Origin of the sequence: Streptomyces globisporus C-1027 (assembly GCF_000261345.2) — a bacterium.
GTDB classification, from domain to species: domain Bacteria; phylum Actinomycetota; class Actinomycetes; order Streptomycetales; family Streptomycetaceae; genus Streptomyces; species Streptomyces pakalii.
The window spans coordinates 1,087,345-1,106,714 of the sequence record NZ_CP013738.1; the positions used below are offsets into that span (position 1 = coordinate 1,087,345).

The 19,370-nt window shown below is 66.4% G+C and carries 12 protein-coding genes, 3 rRNA genes and 1 riboswitch; of the genes, 1 reads left to right on the forward strand and 14 read right to left on the reverse strand.

The genetic code is table 11. From position 1 onward, the window contains the following. Nucleotides 1–68: 68 nt before the first annotated feature. Nucleotides 69–2,954: an aminomethyl-transferring glycine dehydrogenase gene (gene gcvP, locus WQO_RS04660; protein ID WP_010062206.1), complete on the reverse strand. Its 2,886-nt coding sequence runs from the start codon at nucleotides 2,952–2,954 to the stop codon at nucleotides 69–71. Nucleotides 2,955–3,149: 195 nt separating this feature from the next. Then, nucleotides 3,150–3,247, reverse strand: a riboswitch (glycine riboswitch). 132 nt (nucleotides 3,248–3,379) lie between these two features. Between gcvP and WQO_RS04665 the strand changes: the two genes are divergently transcribed. Next, the gene (locus WQO_RS04665) at nucleotides 3,380–3,754 is read left to right on the forward strand and encodes a PRC-barrel domain-containing protein (RefSeq protein ID WP_032748890.1); all 375 of its coding nucleotides are present in this window, start codon (nucleotides 3,380–3,382) and stop codon (nucleotides 3,752–3,754) included. Here the strand turns inward: WQO_RS04665 and WQO_RS04670 are convergent. The 13 genes from WQO_RS04670 to WQO_RS04730 form a co-directional block, all read right to left on the reverse strand. Then, nucleotides 3,673–5,133 carry a DNA polymerase IV gene (locus tag WQO_RS04670; RefSeq protein ID WP_010062203.1) on the reverse strand — a complete coding sequence of 487 codons (1,461 nt, stop codon included), beginning with the start codon at nucleotides 5,131–5,133 and terminating at the stop codon, nucleotides 3,673–3,675. The genes WQO_RS04665 and WQO_RS04670 overlap by 82 nt on opposite strands. Nucleotides 5,134–5,243: 110 nt before the next feature. Then, nucleotides 5,244–5,870, reverse strand: a complete 627-nt coding sequence (locus WQO_RS04675) for a MerR family transcriptional regulator (RefSeq protein WP_029182452.1) — start codon at nucleotides 5,868–5,870, stop codon at nucleotides 5,244–5,246. Between the two features lie 171 nt (nucleotides 5,871–6,041). Next, nucleotides 6,042–6,515 (reverse strand): bifunctional nuclease family protein, encoded by a 474-nt coding sequence (locus WQO_RS04680; RefSeq protein ID WP_006123076.1) that lies wholly within the window; start codon nucleotides 6,513–6,515, stop codon nucleotides 6,042–6,044. A gap of 53 nt (nucleotides 6,516–6,568) precedes the next feature. After that, nucleotides 6,569–7,312 carry a transcriptional regulator FtsR gene (ftsR, locus tag WQO_RS04685; RefSeq protein WP_010062201.1) on the reverse strand — a complete coding sequence of 248 codons (744 nt, stop codon included), beginning with the start codon at nucleotides 7,310–7,312 and terminating at the stop codon, nucleotides 6,569–6,571. Between the two features lie 41 nt (nucleotides 7,313–7,353). Continuing rightward, a complete protein-coding gene (locus WQO_RS04690; protein ID WP_029182451.1) occupies nucleotides 7,354–8,133 on the reverse strand; it encodes an FHA domain-containing protein in 780 nt (259 codons plus the stop codon). A 190-nt stretch (nucleotides 8,134–8,323) separates the two neighbouring features. Next, nucleotides 8,324–9,136 (reverse strand): DUF881 domain-containing protein, encoded by an 813-nt coding sequence (locus tag WQO_RS04695; RefSeq protein ID WP_029182450.1) that lies wholly within the window; start codon nucleotides 9,134–9,136, stop codon nucleotides 8,324–8,326. 20 nt (nucleotides 9,137–9,156) lie between these two features. After that, nucleotides 9,157–9,489 carry a small basic family protein gene (locus WQO_RS04700; RefSeq protein ID WP_003970459.1) on the reverse strand — a complete coding sequence of 111 codons (333 nt, stop codon included), beginning with the start codon at nucleotides 9,487–9,489 and terminating at the stop codon, nucleotides 9,157–9,159. After that, the gene (locus tag WQO_RS04705) at nucleotides 9,486–10,400 is read right to left on the reverse strand and encodes a DUF881 domain-containing protein (RefSeq protein WP_079055526.1); all 915 of its coding nucleotides are present in this window, start codon (nucleotides 10,398–10,400) and stop codon (nucleotides 9,486–9,488) included. Before WQO_RS04705 ends, WQO_RS04700 begins: the two co-directional genes overlap by 4 nt. A gap of 97 nt (nucleotides 10,401–10,497) precedes the next feature. Continuing rightward, nucleotides 10,498–12,993 (reverse strand): mannose-1-phosphate guanyltransferase, encoded by a 2,496-nt coding sequence (locus WQO_RS04710; RefSeq protein WP_010062195.1) that lies wholly within the window; start codon nucleotides 12,991–12,993, stop codon nucleotides 10,498–10,500. Between the two features lie 112 nt (nucleotides 12,994–13,105). Further along, complete coding sequence (locus WQO_RS04715; protein WP_010062194.1) at nucleotides 13,106–13,714, reverse strand: CDP-alcohol phosphatidyltransferase family protein; 609 nt, start codon at nucleotides 13,712–13,714, stop codon at nucleotides 13,106–13,108. A gap of 156 nt (nucleotides 13,715–13,870) precedes the next feature. After that, nucleotides 13,871–13,987, reverse strand: a 5S ribosomal RNA gene (gene rrf, locus WQO_RS04720). A 78-nt stretch (nucleotides 13,988–14,065) separates the two neighbouring features. Beyond that, nucleotides 14,066–17,190, reverse strand: a 23S ribosomal RNA gene (locus WQO_RS04725). Nucleotides 17,191–17,492: 302 nt separating this feature from the next. Continuing rightward, nucleotides 17,493–19,018 (reverse strand): 16S ribosomal RNA (locus WQO_RS04730). The 16S, 23S and 5S rRNA genes sit together here, the layout of an rRNA operon. Between the last annotated feature and the right edge of the window lie 352 nt (nucleotides 19,019–19,370).

Below are 19,370 nucleotides of genomic sequence, written 5' to 3' on the forward strand. Positions count from 1 at the left end.
TCTCCGCACCGGCCCCCACGCATGTCCGGCGCGCGCCGCGCCCGGCGCACGCCTCACGACAGGCTGATTCAGTTGTCGTACTCGTCCAGCGGCGGGCAGGAGCAGACCAGGTTCCGGTCGCCGAAGGCGCCGTCGATGCGGCGGACCGGCGGCCAGTACTTGTCGGCGGCGGACACCCCGGCCGGGAAGACGGCCTCCTCGCGGCTGTAGCCGTGCTCCCAGTCACCGCCGAGCGCGGCGGCGGTGTGCGGGGCGCTGGACAGCGGGTTGTCGTCCGCGCTCCACTCCCCCGACGCGACCTTCTCGATCTCGGCGCGGATCGCGATCATGGTGTCGCAGAACCGGTCGAGCTCCGCGAGGTCCTCGCTCTCCGTCGGCTCGATCATCAGCGTGCCGGCCACCGGGAACGACATGGTCGGCGAGTGGAAGCCGTAGTCGATCAGGCGCTTGGCCACATCGTCGATGGAGACGCCCGTCGCCTTCGAGATCGGGCGCAGGTCCACGATGCACTCGTGCGCGACCAGTCCGGCCGGGCCGCTGTACAAGATCGGGAAGTGCGGCTCCAGGCGCTTGGCGATGTAGTTCGCGGCCAGTACCGCGACCTGCGTGGCCCGCTTGAGGCCCTCGCCGCCCATCAGACGGACGTACGCCCACGAGATCGGCAGAATGCCCGCGGAGCCCCACGGGGCGGCCGAGATCGGGCCCACACCGGTCTCCGGACCCGCGGCGGGCTGGAGCGGATGGTTGGGGAGGTACGGGGCGAGGTGGGCGCGGACGCCGACCGGGCCGACGCCGGGGCCGCCGCCGCCGTGCGGGATGCAGAAGGTCTTGTGCAGGTTCAGGTGCGAGACGTCGCCGCCGAACTTGCCCGGCTTGGCCAGCCCGACCAGCGCGTTGAGGTTGGCGCCGTCGACGTACACCTGGCCGCCCGCGTCGTGCACCTCGCCGCAGATGTCGGCGACGTGCTCCTCGAACACCCCGTGCGTGGACGGGTAGGTGATCATGAGCACGGCCAGCTCGTCGCGGTGCAGCTCGATCTTGGCGCGCAGGTCCGCGACGTCGACCTCGCCGTCGTCGGCGGTCTTCACCACGACGACCTTCATGCCCGCCATGACGGCGCTGGCGGCGTTGGTGCCGTGCGCGGAGGACGGGATGAGACAGACGGTGCGCTGGTCGTCGCCGTTGGCCCGGTGGTACGCCCGGACGGCCAGCAGACCCGCGAACTCGCCCTGGGAACCGGCGTTGGGCTGGATGGACACCGCGTCGTAGCCGGTGACCTCGGCGAGACGCTCCTCCAGCTCACGGATGAGGGTGAGGAAGCCCTGCGCCTGCTCGGCCGGGGCGAAGGGATGCAGCGCGCCGAATTCGGGCCAGGTGATCGACTCCATCTCGGCGGTCGCGTTCAGCTTCATGGTGCAGGAGCCGAGCGGGATCATGCCGCGGTCGAGCGCGTAGTCGCGGTCGGCGAGCTTGCGCAGGTAGCGCAGCATCGCGGTCTCGGAGCGGTGCTGGTGGAAGACCGGGTGGGTCAGGATGTCGTCGGAGCGCAGCAGCGCGCCGGGCAGCGTGTCGGCGACCGTGGCGTCCAGGGCCTCGATGTCGCCCTCGGCGCCGAAGGCGGCCCAGACGGCGGAGATCTGGGAGCGGGTGGTGGTCTCGTCGCAGGCGATGGAGACCTGGTCGGCGTCGACGAGGCGGAGGTTGACCCCGCGCTCGCGGGCGTCGGCGACGATTCCGGCGGCCTTGCCGGGGGCCCGGACGGTCAGGGTGTCGAAGAACGCGCCGTGCACGACGTCGGCCCCGGCGGTGCGCAGGCCGTCGGCGAGGATCGCGGCGTAGCGGTGGGTGCGGCGGGCGATCGTCCGCAGCCCCTCGGGGCCGTGGTAGACCGCGTACATCCCGGCCATCACGGCGAGGAGTACCTGCGCGGTGCAGATGTTGCTGGTGGCCTTCTCGCGGCGGATGTGCTGCTCACGGGTCTGGAGGGCCAGACGGTAGGCCTTGTTGCCGTCGGCGTCGACGGAGACGCCGACGAGGCGGCCGGGCAGGGAGCGGGCGAACTTCTCGCGGACCGCCATGAAACCGGCGTGCGGGCCGCCGAAGCCCATCGGGACACCGAAGCGCTGGGTGGTACCGACCGCGATGTCGGCGCCGAGCGCGCCGGGCGAGGTGAGCAGCGTGAGGGCCAGCAGGTCGGCGGCGACGGTGACGATCGCGCCCAGCTCGTGGGCCTGCTCGATGACGGGCTCGATGGCGCGCACGGCACCGGAGGCGCCCGGGTACTGGAGCAGGACGCCGAAGACGCCGCGCTCGGCGATCTCGGCGGGGATGCCGTCGCTCAGGTCCGCGACGACGACCTCGACGCCGGTCGGCTCGGCGCGGGTCTCGATGACCGCGACGGTCTGCGGCAGGGTGTCGGCGTCGACCAGGAAGACGCCCTTCTTGACCTTGCCGACGCGCCGGGCGAGGGCCATCGCCTCGGCGGCGGCGGTGCCCTCGTCGAGCAGGGAGGCGCCGGAGGTGGGCAGCCCGGTCAGCTCGGCGACCATCGTCTGGAAGTTCAGGAGGGCTTCGAGCCGGCCCTGGGAGATCTCCGGCTGGTACGGCGTGTAGGCCGTGTACCACGCGGGGTTCTCCATGACGTTGCGCAGGATGACGGGCGGCGTGAAGGTGCCGTAGTAGCCGAGGCCGATCATCGGGGCCAGCACTTCGTTGCGGTCGGCCAGCGAGCGCAGCTCGGCCAGGACCTCCGCCTCGGTGCGCGCCGAGGGAAGGTTCAGGGCCTCCGCACTCTTGATCACGTCGGGCACCGCGGCGGCGGTCAGCTCGTCGAGGGAGCCGTAGCCGACCTGGGCGAGCATCTTCGCCTGGGCCTCGGCATCGGGCCCTATGTGGCGCTGCTCGAACGGAATGCCCTGCTCCAGCTGGGAGAGCGGAGTGCGACGGGGGGTCATGGTGGAGGCCTCCTGGTCTGTCACGACCTGCGAGGGGCACCACGGCGCGGGTGCCCGAACGGCCTCCCCCTCTGTCATCTCAACCTGAGAGCTTCACCGGCCCGCCCGGGGGGCGTGCCGGCTTTCACCGTCGGTGAGGGTCAGGGTCCACCCGGGCCTGCGCCCGCACGGATCCGCCCTGCTTTCCAGAGTGACCTCGTCCGTGCGGTACGGGGGCCTGAGAGATTCCGGGGAGGAGTTGCTCCTTCGGCGCCTCCGGATTCTCCACCGGAGGACTCTCCCGCACGGGGTCAGCAGCCACTGTCAGCGTACCAGCGGCCTCCGCGCCGGAGCTCTCGAGTGGCCGACACCACGGATCTGCATTTGTCTGGTGCTGGTGGAGCGACAGGACCGCCTTGAGCAGTCCGCGACCAGTGGGAGGCACCGTGCAGACGGATATCGATCCGCGCCGCCTGATCGGCCGCAAGGCCTTCGATCGCAAGGGCACCAAGATCGGAACGGTGGATGAGGTCTATCTCGACGACGCGACGGGTGTGCCCGAGTGGGCGGCCGTGCGCACCGGCCTGTTCAGCAGGGACGCCTTCGTCCCGCTGGAGCCCAGCGAGTTCGTCGAGGACGCGCTGCGCGTCCCCTTCGACCGGGCGCTGATCAAGGGCGCGCCGGACTTCGGCGTCGGCCGGCACCTGTCGCCCGAGCAGGAGCTGCAGCTCTACCGGCACTACGGGCTGGACTCACCGCCCCCGGAGGCCGCGGCGCCCGAGGACCGGGACTTCGGCAGGCTGGCGGGCCAGGAGGAGTAGTCGGGGCTCTCGCGGACGAGCGGCAGCGGATCGGCGGGCCGCAGCTGCGGGTCGTCGATCCGGAAGGTGAGGACCCGGCCGGGCGCGCTCCACGGTTCCTCGAACCGGACGGTGACCCGGCCGATCCCGCTGCCCTGCACCCAGCCGTGCCCGTGCTCCTCGTGGTGCACGTCGTGTCCGGCGGGCCAGCGGCGCGCGGCGAGCTGCTCGGCGCTGTCCGCCTCGGGCTCCGGGACGGCTTCCTCCTCACCGCCCTCAGCGGTCGGCGCGTGGTGTTCCAGGGCCCGCTGTGCGAGCTCCCGGGCGTCGGCGGCCTGGGCGAACAGGTCCTCCTGGGTGTAGTCGGCGAGTCCCGTGACGCCGACCCCCAGCAGCCTTACGCCGCCCGTGGTGTCGACGGACTCCAGCAGCCGCGCCGCCGCCTCGCGGACCACGGTGGGGTCGTCCGTGGGGCCTCTGAGCGTCTCGGAGCGGGTCAGCGTGGAGAAGTCGTAGCGGCGCACCTTCAGCACCACCGTGCGGCCCGACCGGTCGGCGGCGCGCAGCCGCTCCACGCACCGCACGGCCAGCCGCTCGACCTCGGCGCGCACCCGCACCCGGTCGTGCAGGTCCACGTCGAAGGTGTCCTCCACCGATACGGACTTGGCGTCCCGCTCGGCGACCACGGGCCGGTCGTCGAGGCCCAGCGCCATCCGGAAGAGCCCGTGACCGTGGGCCTTGCCGATCAGCCGCACGAGCTCCGCCTCGCCCGCCTCGGCCAGATCGTGGACAGTGGTCATCCCGGCACGCCGGAGATGGTCGCCGGTGGCCGGGCCGACCCCCGGCAGGATGCGAACGGACATGGGGGCGAGCAGCTCGCGCTCCGTGCCCGGCTCGATGAGGACGAGTCCGTCCGGCTTCGCCTGCTCCGAGGCGATCTTGGCGAGCATCTTGGAGCCCGCGAGTCCGACGGACCCGCTCAGGCCGGTCACGGCGCGGATGGCCACCCGCAGCCCCTCCCCCGTGGCGCGGGCCGAGGCCGAGTCGTCCGCCGTCCCGCCGGCCTCCAGGTCCACGAAGGCCTCGTCCAGGCTGAGCGGCTCCACCAGCGGAGACAGCCGCCCCAGCAGCTCCATCACCTGGTCGCTCACCGTCCGGTACAGGGAGAAGCGGGGCACCAGGTAGGCCGCGTTCGGCGCGAGCCGCCGGGCCTGCGCGGTGGGCATCGCCGAGTGCACGCCCAGCCGCCGGGCCTCGTACGAGGCGGTGGCGACCACTCCGCGCGGGCCGAGGCCGCCCACCACGACCGCCTTGCCGCGCAGACTCGGCTTGGCCGCCTGCTCCGCCGACGCGTAGAAGGCGTCCATGTCCAGGTGAAGGATGGTGGGCGCGGGTCTCACACCGTCGATGCTGCCCTACGGCACTGACAACGGGACGGTCCGGCACCCCGTGAGGCCCCGGACCGTCCCGTGTCCGTCGTTCTGTCGCGTCGTACTGCTCGCCGGGCCGCTCAGCCCGCTCGGTTACGCCGCCGGGCCAGCTCGTCCGCGGGGTTGTGGCCGATGAGCGTCTCGCCGGTGTCGACCCGCTCGCCGTGCAGCTGCGAGAGCGCCGCGTCCACGTCCCGCCAGACGACGCCGACGGCGATCCCGAAGACCCCCTGCCCGCCCTGGAGCAGGCTGACGACCTCGTCGGGCGAGGAGCACTCGTAGACCGAGGCGCCGTCGCTCATCAGCGTCATACGCTCGAGATCCTGGAAACCGCGGTCCCGCAGATGCTGGACCGTGGTGCGGATGTTCTGGAGCGCGACCCCGGTGTCCAGGAACCGCTTGACGATCTTGAGGAGGACCACGTCCCGGAAACTGTAGAGACGCTGGGTCCCCGACCCGTAGGCCGGGCGCACACTGGGTTCGACCAGTCCCGTACGGGCCCAGTAGTCCAGCTGGCGGTAGGTGATCCCCGCCGCCGCGCACGCCGTCGGTCCGCGATAGCCGATGTCGCCGGCATCGCTCGCCACTGCCTCGCCGCCCCCTGCCACCGCCGCCGGTTGAACCGGCTGCCTGATGGCGTGGTCGGCTCCACTGCCGTGCTGCGGATACGGCCCACCCGCCGCCGCTCCGTCGCCGCTGCTTCTCACGCCGACCTCCGTCCTTGACCTGCCCACTCGAAGGTAGGCAGTCACTCGGGGTGCGTCAACGATCGCCACACTCGGCACGCCGAGTGATAATCACCCTGAGGGTGGTTTCCCGTGTCTCGTTTCCGGGAAAGGCTTGCCGGATGCGCTGACGGCACCCCCCTTGCGGGACGGTCACTGGCTGTTCGTACCGAAGTCCTCCGGAGAGATCTGGTCGAGGAATTCGCGGAACTTCTCCACCTCGTCCTCCTGCTCGTCGGGGATCGCGATGCCCGCATCGTCCAGCACGCCGTCACTGCCGTAGATCGGCGTGCCGGTCCGCAGGGCGAGCGCTATGGCGTCGGAGGGCCGCGCGCTCACCTCGACTCCGCTGGCGAAGACGAGCTCCGCGTAGAAGACCCCTTCGCGCAGGTCCGTGATGCGGACCTCGGTGAGCTCCTGGCCCACGGCCTCGAGCACATCCTTGAACAGGTCATGGGTCAGCGGCCTGGCGGGAGCCATGCCCTGCTGGGCGAAGGCAATCGCGGTCGCCTCCCCCGGACCGATCCAAATGGGGAGGTACCGGTCGCCTCCCACTTCACGCAGGAGAACGATCGGTTGGTTGGAGGGCATTTCCACCCGGACACCGACAACGTCGAGCTCGTTCACACAGCAACCCTAGGACGTGCTCGCCATGTTTGGGTAGTCGGGCACCGCCGAGGTCAGTGCAGACGGGTGCGCAGAGCGCTCTGCACGAGCGCCGCGTGCAGCCGGACGGACAGCTCGGCGAGCTCGTTCGCGGTGGCCTCGGCATGGGCTCTGGTCTGCGGATTACGGTGCCGGCGCAAGGGTGCGACCACCTGCTCCACCAGGCCCGCCTCCCGGTCGGCCGAGGCCCGCATGGCCCGAAGATGACGTGGTTCCAGACCGAAACGACCCAGATCCGCCACCAGCCTGGCGACGGTCACCATCTCGGCGTCGTAGCCGCCGTCCGGGGACGGGACGATGAGCCCGTAGGACTCCCACTCGGTCAGCCGCTCCTCGTCGACCTCGGCGGCAGCGAGCAGCTCCGCCCGCCCGATCCGGGCGGCGGTCGGCCCACCGGGGCCGACCTCCCACACCCCGTCGGTGAGGTCGCGCTGCGCACCCGGCGAGGGCAGCACGGGCTGCTCCCCCCGGGCCAGCGCGTCCAGGTGCTCCCGGATGACCTTCAGTGGCAGATAGTGATCCCGCTGCATGCGGAGCACCTGGGCCAGGCGCTCCACATCACGCGGGGCGAACTTCCGGTATCCGGAAGGAGTGCGCTGCGGCTCGATGAGCCCCTCGGCCTCCAGGAACCGGATCTTGGAGATGGTGACTTCGGGAAACTCCTCGCGCAGCTGGATGAGCACCGTTCCGATGCTCATCGGTCGCGCTTCCGCGGTGGCGGTGCCGTGACCGGCACCGCCTGTCGGTGTTCGCAGCATGGGCCTTCCTGGGGGTCCCCCCGGACGAGGTCCGGGGCTGGTCACACTCCCCGCGGGCTCGCGTAGAAGACCAGGCGGTACTTCCCGATCTGGACTTCGTCGCCGTTGGACAGCGGGACCGAATCGATGCGCTCACGGTTGACGTAGGTGCCGTTGAGGCTGCCGACATCGCCCACTGTGAAGCTACCTTCCGGGCTCCTGCGGAACTCCACATGACGCCGCGACACGGTCACGTCATCGAGAAAGATGTCGCTCTGCGGGTGACGGCCGGCCGTGGTCAGATCGCTGTCGAGCAGGAAGCGGCTGCCGGAGTTCGGACCGCGCCGCACGACCAGCAGTGCCGAGCCCGCGGGCAGGGCGTCGACCGCGGCCTGGGCCTCCGGGGAGAGCGAGGGCAGAGCGGTCTGGCCGGTCGCCTCCGCCTCGTACGCCTCGAGACCGGAGATGGAGATCGTGGACGTCGTCTCCGAGGGACGCTCGGGAACGCCGCCCCGCAGCGGCGCACCGCAGTTGGAGCAGAACTTGCTGGCCTCCGCGTTGCGGTGACCGCACCTCGTACAGACCGGCATCGACGAGCCCTCCGGGGTGAACCCTCCACCCGTGCTCGAGGCTGATGGTGCGCCGAAACCTATGCGCCCGGCACCGGCAGGGTCAACAGACGACACGCCGTCACCCCCCGGGGCTCCGGACACCTCGTCGCGGAAGAGCGGACGCTCCGCCTCCTGCTCCTCGCCCTGGGCGTGGCGCGGAGCGCGGTGGCGGGCAGCACTGTTGCTGTCCTCGCGTGCACTCTTCCCGAACAACTTCGCAAACAACTTCACGGGCGATTCCCCTTGACCGACATAGACCCGCCCGTGGGGCAGGACGAACCCTGATTGAACACACCTGCCGACCCGGACATCTTCACAACGTCCGTATCCACCCGACAGTTTCCACCACGCACCACCAATCCGGTGCGGCGACCCCCCGCAACCGTTCGACCCGGTCGAGCGGCCCCCGCGCTCGCCCCGCTCACGGGGAGGACGACCGAGCGTAGTCAGGCCGCTGCGCCGGTCGCAAGGCGTCGACGACGATGTCGTCGGACCGCTCCACGAGCACGGTGGCCTGCTCCTTCTCCAGCGTCTGGACCACACCGCCGGGGATGTTGAGGGCGGGCTCCAGATCCTGCGGCTTGCCGATCACCGCGAACTCGTACGGTGCTTCGATCTTCTTTCCGTCGACCTGGACGTCCCCTGCGTCCCCGGAGAAGTAGGTGTTGGCCACCACCCGCACCCCGTTGACCTGAATGGCCTCGGCCCCTGCCGCCCTCAGCTCCTGAATGGCGTCCAGCAGCATGTCGGGCGCGACCGCGCGCGCGGGGTCGGTGATCGTCAGGGTGATGCCGGGGCCCTGTGCCGCGACGGTGCCCGCGAGGATGCCGAGCTGGCGTTCCTTCTCCAGCGTCTGTTTCCGGGCCTCCTCCGCCTGGTCGGAGCTGTTCTCCAGCTCGGTGCGCTGGTCGTCCAGGCGCTGCTTCTCGTCCTCCAGGCGCTGGGTCCGGTCGTCGACCTCGTCGAGGATGCGGACCAGGTCCTCCTGCCGGGCGCCGCGCAGCGCGCTGTCGTCGCTGGTGGACCGCACCTGGATGGCGAGCCCCAGTCCGAGGCCGAACAGCAGCACGGCGACGATCAGTTGGGCCCGGCTCAGCCGCGGTGGCCACAGACCCGCCTTGAGCCGCTGCCGGCCGGTCGCCTCCTTGGCCGGGTCCGGCGGCACGGGGGCGTCCGGGACGGCGTACGCGCCGCCCCCGGGCTGTTCGCTGCGGGGATTCTCGTCGCTGTTCATCGGCTCGTTGTTCATCGGCCTCACGCCCGGAAGACGTGCCGGCGGATCGCGGCGGCGTTGGAGAAGATCCGGATGCCCAGCACGACCACCACACCCGTGGAGAGCTGGGCGCCGACGCCCAGCTTGTCCCCCAGGAAGACGATCAGCGCGGCCACCACGACGTTGGAGAGGAAGGAGACCACGAAGACCTTGTCGACGAAAATGCCGTCGAGCATGGCCCGCAGACCGCCGAACACGGCGTCGAGCGCGGCGACCACCGCGATCGGCAGGTAGGGCTCGACCACCGCCGGTACCTCGGGCCGGACCAACAGTCCGACCACGACTCCCACGACGAGGCCCAGTACGGCGATCACGATGTGCCCTTCCCTGTGTCTGCCGCACCACTGCCGGCGGCCTTCGGCTCTGCTGTACGGACGATCAGGCTCGGCGCTGCCGGAAGCTGGACCTTCGCCTGGTCGGAGATGCTGGTGCGGATGTCGAAGCTCTCCTTGAGCGCCTGCAGGTACTGGCCGTCGGCGCTGTCCTGGAACGCGGTCGCGAGCTTCTTCCCGTCCCCCACCGCGAGCACCGTGTACGGCGGTACGAGCGGTCTGTTGTCGACCAGTATGGCGTCGCCGGCGGCCCGGATGGCCGACAGGGCCGTCAACCTTTGCCCATTGATGGCGATGGCCTCGGCGCCGGACTCCCACAGACCATTGACCACGCGCTGCATGTCCCGGTCGCGCACCCGTCCGGTGTCGGCGAATCCCGAGGACTCACGGGGCCCGCCGCCTCCCTGGTCGGTGTTCTTCGCGTCGTCGACGACCAGCTTCACACCGGGGCCCTCGACCGGGGTCGCCCCGGCCAGCAGGGCCACCAGCTGCCCCTGGTCCCCGCCGTGCTGCTCGAGCGCCTTGCGCTGGCGTTCGCTCACATCGGCGCGGAGCTTGTCGACATTCGACTCCAGGGTGTCCGCGGCCTCCGTCTCGGCGTTGATGCGGTCGATCAGCTCTTCGCGCTCCTTGGCCACGACCGGAGCCGAGATCCGCGCCTCCGCGGCACCGAGGGTGACCACCAGGGCGGCCACCACCAGTCCGGCCGCGAGGCCGAGCTTCGACTGGAGCGTCCGGGGCAGCCCCGCGCTCCCGTCGGCCTTGCGCCGCGCCGAGGCCTCCGCGTACCCGTCGTCGAGGCTGTGGTCCATCACGTTGTTCAGCAGCGACATGGAGGCGTCGGGGCGTGCGGACGGCGGGGCGGTGCTCCGATCGGGGGACTGCTGCGACATGCCGCACATCGTCGCACGTCATCACGGCTACCGCCGAATGGCCCCACCGGTGCGCCGCGGCCCCCTGTCCGGGGTGTCGCGGCGCACCGTTCTCACATCAGTCCCCCGCGCTGTCCACGACCGCGGCCCACTCGTCGAGGAGCGCCTGGGCCGAGGCGTCGTCCGGGCCCTCCGCCCACAGATGGGTGACGGCTTCCGCCCGGTCGGGCAGGACCATGATCCACCGGCCGTCCGCCTCGACCACCCGCACCCCGTCGGTGGTGTCCACGCTGCGGTCTCCGGCCGCTTCGACGACCCGGCGCATGACGAGCCCCTTGACGGCCCACGGCGTCGCCAGGTCGCGGCGCAGGACGTGTGCCCGGGGAATGCGCGCGTCGATCTGGCTCAGGGTGAGCTGGGTGCGTGCGACGAGCCCGATGAGCCGGACGAAGGCGGCGGTCCCGTCGAAGACGCTGCTGAATTCGGGAACGATGAACCCTCCGCGCCCGTCTCCTCCGAAGATGGTGTCCTCTTCACGGCCGACCCGGGTCAGGTCGTCGGGCGAGGTGGTCGTCCACTCCACCTGGGTGCCGTGGTAGGCCGCCACCTGCTCGGCGACGCGCGTGGTCGTCACGGGCAGGGCGACACGGCCGCTGCGCCGCTCGGCGGCGACGAGATCGAGAAGGACCAGCAGGGCCCGGTCGTCCTCGATGATCCGGCCGAGTTCGTCGACGAGGGAGAGCCGCTCGCCCACCGGGTCGAACCGCACTCCGAAGGCCGCCCGCGCGGAGGACACGATCTCCCCGAGCCGCACCAGACCGGCCCGCCGGGTGTCGGCGGACTCGGTGGGCCGCGCCTCGTCGAGCCCGGGGTTGATCGTCAGCGCGTCCACGCCGAGCCGTCCGAGCAGGCTGGGCAGAACGAGCCCGGCACTGCCGTTGGACGCGTCGACGACGACCTTGAGCCCGGATTCCGCGATGCCCTCGACGTCGACGTTCCGCAGGAGGGACCCGGTGTACGAGTCGAACACGCTGGACGGGAAGTGCAGGTCCCCGATCTCGCCGGGGAAGGCACGGCGGTATTCCTGACGTGCGTAGACCCGGTCGAGCTTGCGCTGCTGCGCCTGCGAGAGATCCGCGCCCCGCTCGTCGATGAACATGATGTCCACGGAGTCGGGCACGCCGGGCGACGTACGGATCATGATGCCGCCGGCGCTGCCCCGGGCGGTCTGCTGGCGGGCGACGGGCAGCGGTACGTTCTCCAGGTCGCGTACGTCGATGGCGCTGGCCTGGAGGGCCGAGATGACGGCCCGCTTGAGGGCGCGGGCGCCTCGGGAGTGGTCACGGGCGGTCGTGACCGTCGACCCCTTCTTCAGGGTCGTGGCGTAGGCGCCGGCCAGGCGTACGGCCAGCTCGGGGGTGATCTCGACGTTCAGGATTCCGGAGACCCCGCGCGCGCCGAAGAGGTGCGCCTGGCCTCGGGACTCCCAGATGACCGAGGTGTTGACGAACGCGCCGGCCTCGATGGTCTTGAACGGGTACACCCGGACGTTGCCCTGGATGATCGACTCCTCGCCGACCAGGCATTCGTCACCGATGACCGCGCCGTCCTCGATACGGGCCGCACGCATGATGTCGGTGTTCTTGCCGACCACGCAGCCCCGCAGGTTGCTGTGCTGTCCGATGTAGACGTTGTCGTGCACCACGGCCCTGTGGAGAAAGGCCCCGGTCTTGACGACGACGTTGGATCCGACGACCGTGTGCTCGCGGATCTCGACGTCGGCCTCGACCTTGGCGTAGTCGCCGATGTACAGCGGCCCGCGCAGCACGGCGTCGGGGTGGACCTCCGCTCCTTCGGCGACCCATACGCCGGGGGAGATCTCGAAGCCGTCGAGCTCCACGTCGACCTTGCGCTCCAGGACGTCCGCCTGGGCTTTCACATAGCTCTCGTGGGTGCCGACGTCCTCCCAGTAGCCCTCGGCGATATAGCCGTAGATGGGCTTGCCCTCCTTCATCAGCTGAGGGAAGACATCACCGGACCAGTCGACCGAGGTGTCGGCCTGGACGTAGTCGAAGACCTCGGGCTCCATGACGTAGATGCCCGTGTTCACGGTGTCCGAGAAGACCTGTCCCCAGGTCGGCTTCTCGAGGAACCGTTCGACCTGGCCCTCTTCGTCCACGATGGTGATGCCGAATTCCAGCGGATTGGGAACCCGGGTGAGGCAGACCGTGACCAGCCCGCCCTTTTCCTTGTGGAAGGCGATGAGATCGGTGAGGTCGAAGTCGGTGAGCGCGTCACCGGAAATGACGAGGAACGTGTCGTCCTTCAACGCCTCCTCGGCGTTCTTCACGCTGCCCGCGGTGCCGAGTGGCTTCTCCTCGTTGGCATAGGTGAGCTCCATCCCGAGCTCCTCGCCGTCCCCGAAATAATTCTTGACGAGGGAGGCAAGGAACTGGACGGTCACTACGGTTTCATTGAGCCCATGCCGCTTGAGCAGCCGCAGGACATGCTCCATGATCGGCCTGTTGGCCACGGGGAGGAGCGGCTTGGGCATGCTCGAGGTCATGGGGCGAAGGCGTGTGCCTTCGCCGCCAGCCATCACGACGGCCTTCATGTCGGAAACGTCCTCCTACAAGAGACGACGGTCAGCCGACTGCGCCCGTCGGGGCATCATTCGCACCATCTGCCGCGGGCCGGCCACATTGCGCGGCACCGCATCAACGAGCTCAATCGGCTACTGCGTCCGCCTTCACCAGTCGGCGGACCTGAACCACATACAAGATTCCTGCCCACCAGTAGAGGGTTGTACCCCATCCTGCGAACGCCCATCCGAAAACGGCGGCCAGTGTGGCCAGCCAACCACTCCCGTCGCTGAGCAGCAACAAGGGGAACGCGTACATCAGGTTGAAGGTTGCAGCTTTCCCGAGGAAGTTGACCTGCGGCGGCGGATAGCCGTGGCGGCGCAGGATGGCCACCATCACGAGAAGCAGCAGTTCCCGGGCGAGAAGCAGCGCGGTGACCCAGAGGGGCAGGATCTCCCGCCAGGTGAGGCCGACGAGGGTGGAAAGGATGTAGAGGCGGTCGGCCGCCGGATCCAGGAGCCGGCCGAGGCTGCTGATCTGGTTCCACTTGCGGGCGAGCTTCCCGTCGAGGTAGTCGCTGATGCCGCTGAGCATCAGTACCAGCAGCGCCCAGTTGTCGCTGTTGGGCCCTCCGAAGACGGGGCGAAGAATCAGCCACAGGAAGAGCGGTACCCCGACAAGGCGAGCCATGCTGAGGATGTTGGGGATGGTGAGGACCCGGTCCGTCTGGACCCGGGTCTCCTGGACCTCCACCCGGGAGCCTCCTGTGAAGAACGTGCCAATGATGCCCCCTGACCTTACCCTCAGCTTCCAGCGTCGGGTGCAGCGGGGTGGAGGGTGGACCTCGGGAAAGGGTCCGGAACGCAGAAAAGCCCCGCACCAGAAGGTGCGGGGCTTTCCCCAAAAATTGTTCGGCGGCGTCCTACTCTCCCACAGGGTCCCCCCTGCAGTACCATCGGCGCTGAAAGGCTTAGCTTCCGGGTTCGGAATGTAACCGGGCGTTTCCCTAACGCAATGACCACCGAAACACTATGAAACTATGAACACCGGATGTTTACACGGCTGTTCGTTACTTCAGAACTAACACAGTGGACGCGAGCAACTGAGGACAAGCCCTCGGCCTATTAGTACCAGTCAGCTCCACCCGTTACCGGGCTTCCACATCTGGCCTATCAACCCAGTCGTCTACTGGGAGCCTTAACCCCTCAAGAGGGTGGGAATACTCATCTCGAAGCAGGCTTCCCGCTTAGATGCTTTCAGCGGTTATCCTTTCCGAACGTAGCCAACCAGCCATGCCCTTGGCAGGACAACTGGCACACCAGAGGTTCGTCCGTCCCGGTCCTCTCGTACTAGGGACAGCCCTTCTCAATATTCCTACGCGCACAGCGGATAGGGACCGAACTGTCTCACGACGTTCTAAACCCAGCTCGCGTACCGCTTTAATGGGCGAACAGCCCAACCCTTGGGACCGACTCCAGCCCCAGGATGCGACGAGCCGACATCGAGGTGCCAAACCATCCCGTCGATATGGACTCTTGGGGAAGATCAGCCTGTTATCCCCGGGGTACCTTTTATCCGTTGAGCGACAGCGCTTCCACAAGCCACTGCCGGATCACTAGTCCCGACTTTCGTCCCTGCTCGACCCGTCGGTCTCACAGTCAAGCTCCCTTGTGCACTTACACTCAACACCTGATTACCAACCAGGCTGAGGGAACCTTTGGGCGCCTCCGTTACTCTTTAGGAGGCAACCGCCCCAGTTAAACTACCCATCAGACACTGTCCCTGATCCGGATCACGGACCCAGGTTAGACATCCAGCACGACCAGAGTGGTATTTCAACGACGACTCCACAACCACTGGCGTGGCCGCTTCAAAGTCTCCCACCTATCCTACACAAGCCGAACCGAACACCAATATCAAACTATAGTAAAGGTCCCGGGGTCTTTCCGTCCTGCTGCGCGAAACGAGCATCTTTACTCGTAGTGCAATTTCACCGGGCCTATGGTTGAGACAGTCGAGAAGTCGTTACGCCATTCGTGCAGGTCGGAACTTACCCGACAAGGAATTTCGCTACCTTAGGATGGTTATAGTTACCACCGCCGTTTACTGGCGCTTAAGTTCTCAGCTTCGCCACCCCGAAAGGCAGCTAACCGGTCCCCTTAACGTTCCAGCACCGGGCAGGCGTCAGTCCGTATACATCGCCTTACGGCTTCGCACGGACCTGTGTTTTTAGTAAACAGTCGCTTCTCGCTGGTCTCTGCGGCCACCCCCAGCTCAAGCAGCAAGTGCTATCACCGGTGATGGCCCCCCTTCTCCCGAAGTTACGGGGGCATTTTGCCGAGTTCCTTAACCATAGTTCACCCGAACGCCTCGGTATTCTCTACCTGACCACCTGAGTCGGTTTAGGGTACGGGCCGCCATGAAACTCGCTAGAGGCTTTTCTCGACAGCATAGGATCATCCACTTCACCACAATCGGCTCGGCATCAGGTCTCAGACTATATGCACGACGGATTTGCCTACCGTGCGTCCTACACCCTTACCCCGGGACAACCACCGCCCGGGCTGGACTACCTTCCTGCGTCACCCCATCGCTTACCTACTACAAGTCTGGTTCATCGGCTCCACCACTACCCTCAACTCCGAAGAGATCGGGCCGGCTTCACGGACTTAGCATCGCCTGATTCAGTACTGGGCGTTTCAAAGCGGGTACCGGAATATCAACCGGTTGTCCATCGACTACGCCTGTCGGCCTCGCCTTAGGTCCCGACTTACCCTGGGCAGATCAGCTTGACCCAGGAACCCTTAGTCAATCGGCGCACACGTTTCTCACGTGTGTATCGCTACTCATGCCTGCATTCTCACTCGTGAACCGTCCACAACTCGCTTCCGCGGCTGCTTCACCCGGCACACGACGCTCCCCTACCCATCCGTACTCCCGTTGGGGATATATGTACGAATGACACGACTTCGGCGGTACGCTTGAGCCCCGCTACATTGTCGGCGCGGAATCACTTGACCAGTGAGCTATTACGCACTCTTTCAAGGGTGGCTGCTTCTAAGCCAACCTCCTGGTTGTCTCTGCGACTCCACATCCTTTCCCACTTAGCGTACGCTTAGGGGCCTTAGTCGATGCTCTGGGCTGTTTCCCTCTCGACCATGGAGCTTATCCCCCACAGTCTCACTGCCGCGCTCTCACTTACCGGCATTCGGAGTTTGGCTAAGGTCAGTAACCCGGTAGGGCCCATCGCCTATCCAGTGCTCTACCTCCGGCAAGAAACACACGACGCTGCACCTAAATGCATTTCGGGGAGAACCAGCTATCACGGAGTTTGATTGGCCTTTCACCCCTAACCACAGGTCATCCCCCAGGTTTTCAACCCTGGTGGGTTCGGTCCTCCACGAAGTCTTACCTCCGCTTCAACCTGCCCATGGCTAGATCACTCCGCTTCGGGTCTAGAGCGTGCAACTCAAACGCCCTGTTCGGACTCGCTTTCGCTACGGCTTCCCCACACGGGTTAACCTCGCTACACACCGCTAACTCGCAGGCTCATTCTTCAAAAGGCACGCAGTCACGACTGACAGCACAAGTGCTGCCAGCGACGCTCCCACGGCTTGTAGGCACACGGTTTCAGGTACTATTTCACTCCGCTCCCGCGGTACTTTTCACCATTCCCTCACGGTACTATCCGCTATCGGTCACCAGGGAATATTTAGGCTTAGCGGGTGGTCCCGCCAGATTCACACGGGATTTCTCGGGCCCCGTGCTACTTGGGTGTCTCTCAAACGAGCCGTTAATGTTTCAGCTACGGGGGTCTTACCCTCTACGCCGGACCTTTCGCATGTCCTTCGCCTACATCAACGGTTTCTGACTCGTCTCACAGCCGGCAGACTATGAAAAAGAGATCCCACAACCCCGCATGCGCAACCCCTGCCGGGTATCACACGCATACGGTTTGGCCTCATCCAGTTTCGCTCGCCACTACTCCCGGAATCACGGTTGTTTTCTCTTCCTGAGGGTACTGAGATGTTTCACTTCCCCTCGTTCCCTCCACACTGCCTATGTGTTCAGCAGCGGGTGACAGCCCATGACGACTGCCGGGTTTCCCCATTCGGAAACCCCCGGATCAAAGCTTGGTTGACAGCTCCCCGGGGACTATCGTGGCCTCCCACGTCCTTCATCGGTTCCTGGTGCCAAGGCATCCACCGTGCGCCCTTAAAAACTTGGCCACAGATGCTCGCGTCCACTGTGCAGTTCTCAAACAACGACCAGCCACCCACCACCCCGTCCTTGCAGACGAGTTCACTGGGGCCGGATCAGAAGGACAGCCACATTCGGCCGCACCCTCAGATACCCAACAACGTGCCCGGCCCGATGCCCCGTTCACCACGTTCCACGCCGAAGCAGTACTAGTAGTGACCAGATCATCGTGCCGAATAGTCAACGTTCCACCCATGAGCAACCAGCACCGGACATTCGCCGATGTACTGGCCTCTGACCAAACCGAAGCCTGGTAAGAAGTGCTCCTTAGAAAGGAGGTGATCCAGCCGCACCTTCCGGTACGGCTACCTTGTTACGACTTCGTCCCAATCGCCAGTCCCACCTTCGACAGCTCCCTCCCACAAGGGGTTGGGCCACCGGCTTCGGGTGTTACCGACTTTCGTGACGTGACGGGCGGTGTGTACAAGGCCCGGGAACGTATTCACCGCAGCAATGCTGATCTGCGATTACTAGCAACTCCGACTTCATGGGGTCGAGTTGCAGACCCCAATCCGAACTGAGACCGGCTTTTTGAGATTCGCTCCGCCTCGCGGCATCGCAGCTCATTGTACCGGCCATTGTAGCACGTGTGCAGCCCAAGACATAAGGGGCATGATGACTTGACGTCGTCCCCACCTTCCTCCGAGTTGACCCCGGCAGTCTCCTGTGAGTCCCCATCACCCCGAAGGGCATGCTGGCAACACAGAACAAGGGTTGCGCTCGTTGCGGGACTTAACCCAACATCTCACGACACGAGCTGACGACAGCCATGCACCACCTGTATACCGACCACAAGGGGGGCACCATCTCTGATGCTTTCCGGTATATGTCAAGCCTTGGTAAGGTTCTTCGCGTTGCGTCGAATTAAGCCACATGCTCCGCTGCTTGTGCGGGCCCCCGTCAATTCCTTTGAGTTTTAGCCTTGCGGCCGTACTCCCCAGGCGGGGAACTTAATGCGTTAGCTGCGGCACCGACGACGTGGAATGTCGCCAACACCTAGTTCCCAACGTTTACGGCGTGGACTACCAGGGTATCTAATCCTGTTCGCTCCCCACGCTTTCGCTCCTCAGCGTCAGTAATGGCCCAGAGATCCGCCTTCGCCACCGGTGTTCCTCCTGATATCTGCGCATTTCACCGCTACACCAGGAATTCCGATCTCCCCTACCACACTCTAGCTAGCCCGTATCGAATGCAGACCCGGGGTTAAGCCCCGGGCTTTCACATCCGACGTGACAAGCCGCCTACGAGCTCTTTACGCCCAATAATTCCGGACAACGCTTGCGCCCTACGTATTACCGCGGCTGCTGGCACGTAGTTAGCCGGCGCTTCTTCTGCAGGTACCGTCACTTTCGCTTCTTCCCTGCTGAAAGAGGTTTACAACCCGAAGGCCGTCATCCCTCACGCGGCGTCGCTGCATCAGGCTTTCGCCCATTGTGCAATATTCCCCACTGCTGCCTCCCGTAGGAGTCTGGGCCGTGTCTCAGTCCCAGTGTGGCCGGTCGCCCTCTCAGGCCGGCTACCCGTCGTCGCCTTGGTAGGCCATTACCCCACCAACAAGCTGATAGGCCGCGGGCTCATCCTTCACCGCCGGAGCTTTCAACCCCGTCCCATGCGGGACAGAGTGTTATCCGGTATTAGACCCCGTTTCCAGGGCTTGTCCCAGAGTGAAGGGCAGATTGCCCACGTGTTACTCACCCGTTCGCCACTAATCCACCCCGAAGGGCTTCATCGTTCGACTTGCATGTGTTAAGCACGCCGCCAGCGTTCGTCCTGAGCCAGGATCAAACTCTCCGTGAATGTTTACCCGTAATCGGGTGCACACACACGAGAGCGGAACAACCGGTCGGAATAAGACCCGTTGTTCACAGCGTCCTCGCTGTGTATTTCAAAAGGAACCGCGTCCCAGCGTGATGCTGGAGACGGGGTATCAACATATCTGGCGTTGACTTTTGGCACGCTGTTGAGTTCTCAAGGAACGGACGCTTCCTTCGGTCCCGTATCACCGGGGCCCTCCGGGCGCTTCCCTTCGTCTTTACTTCTTTGTCCTGCTGTCTTGCGTTTCCGACTCTATCAGACTCTTTCGTGTCCGATTCCCGGTCGAAGCGGGCCATGCAGTTTCGCTTTCCAGGTTCTTCGCTTTCGCGTTTTC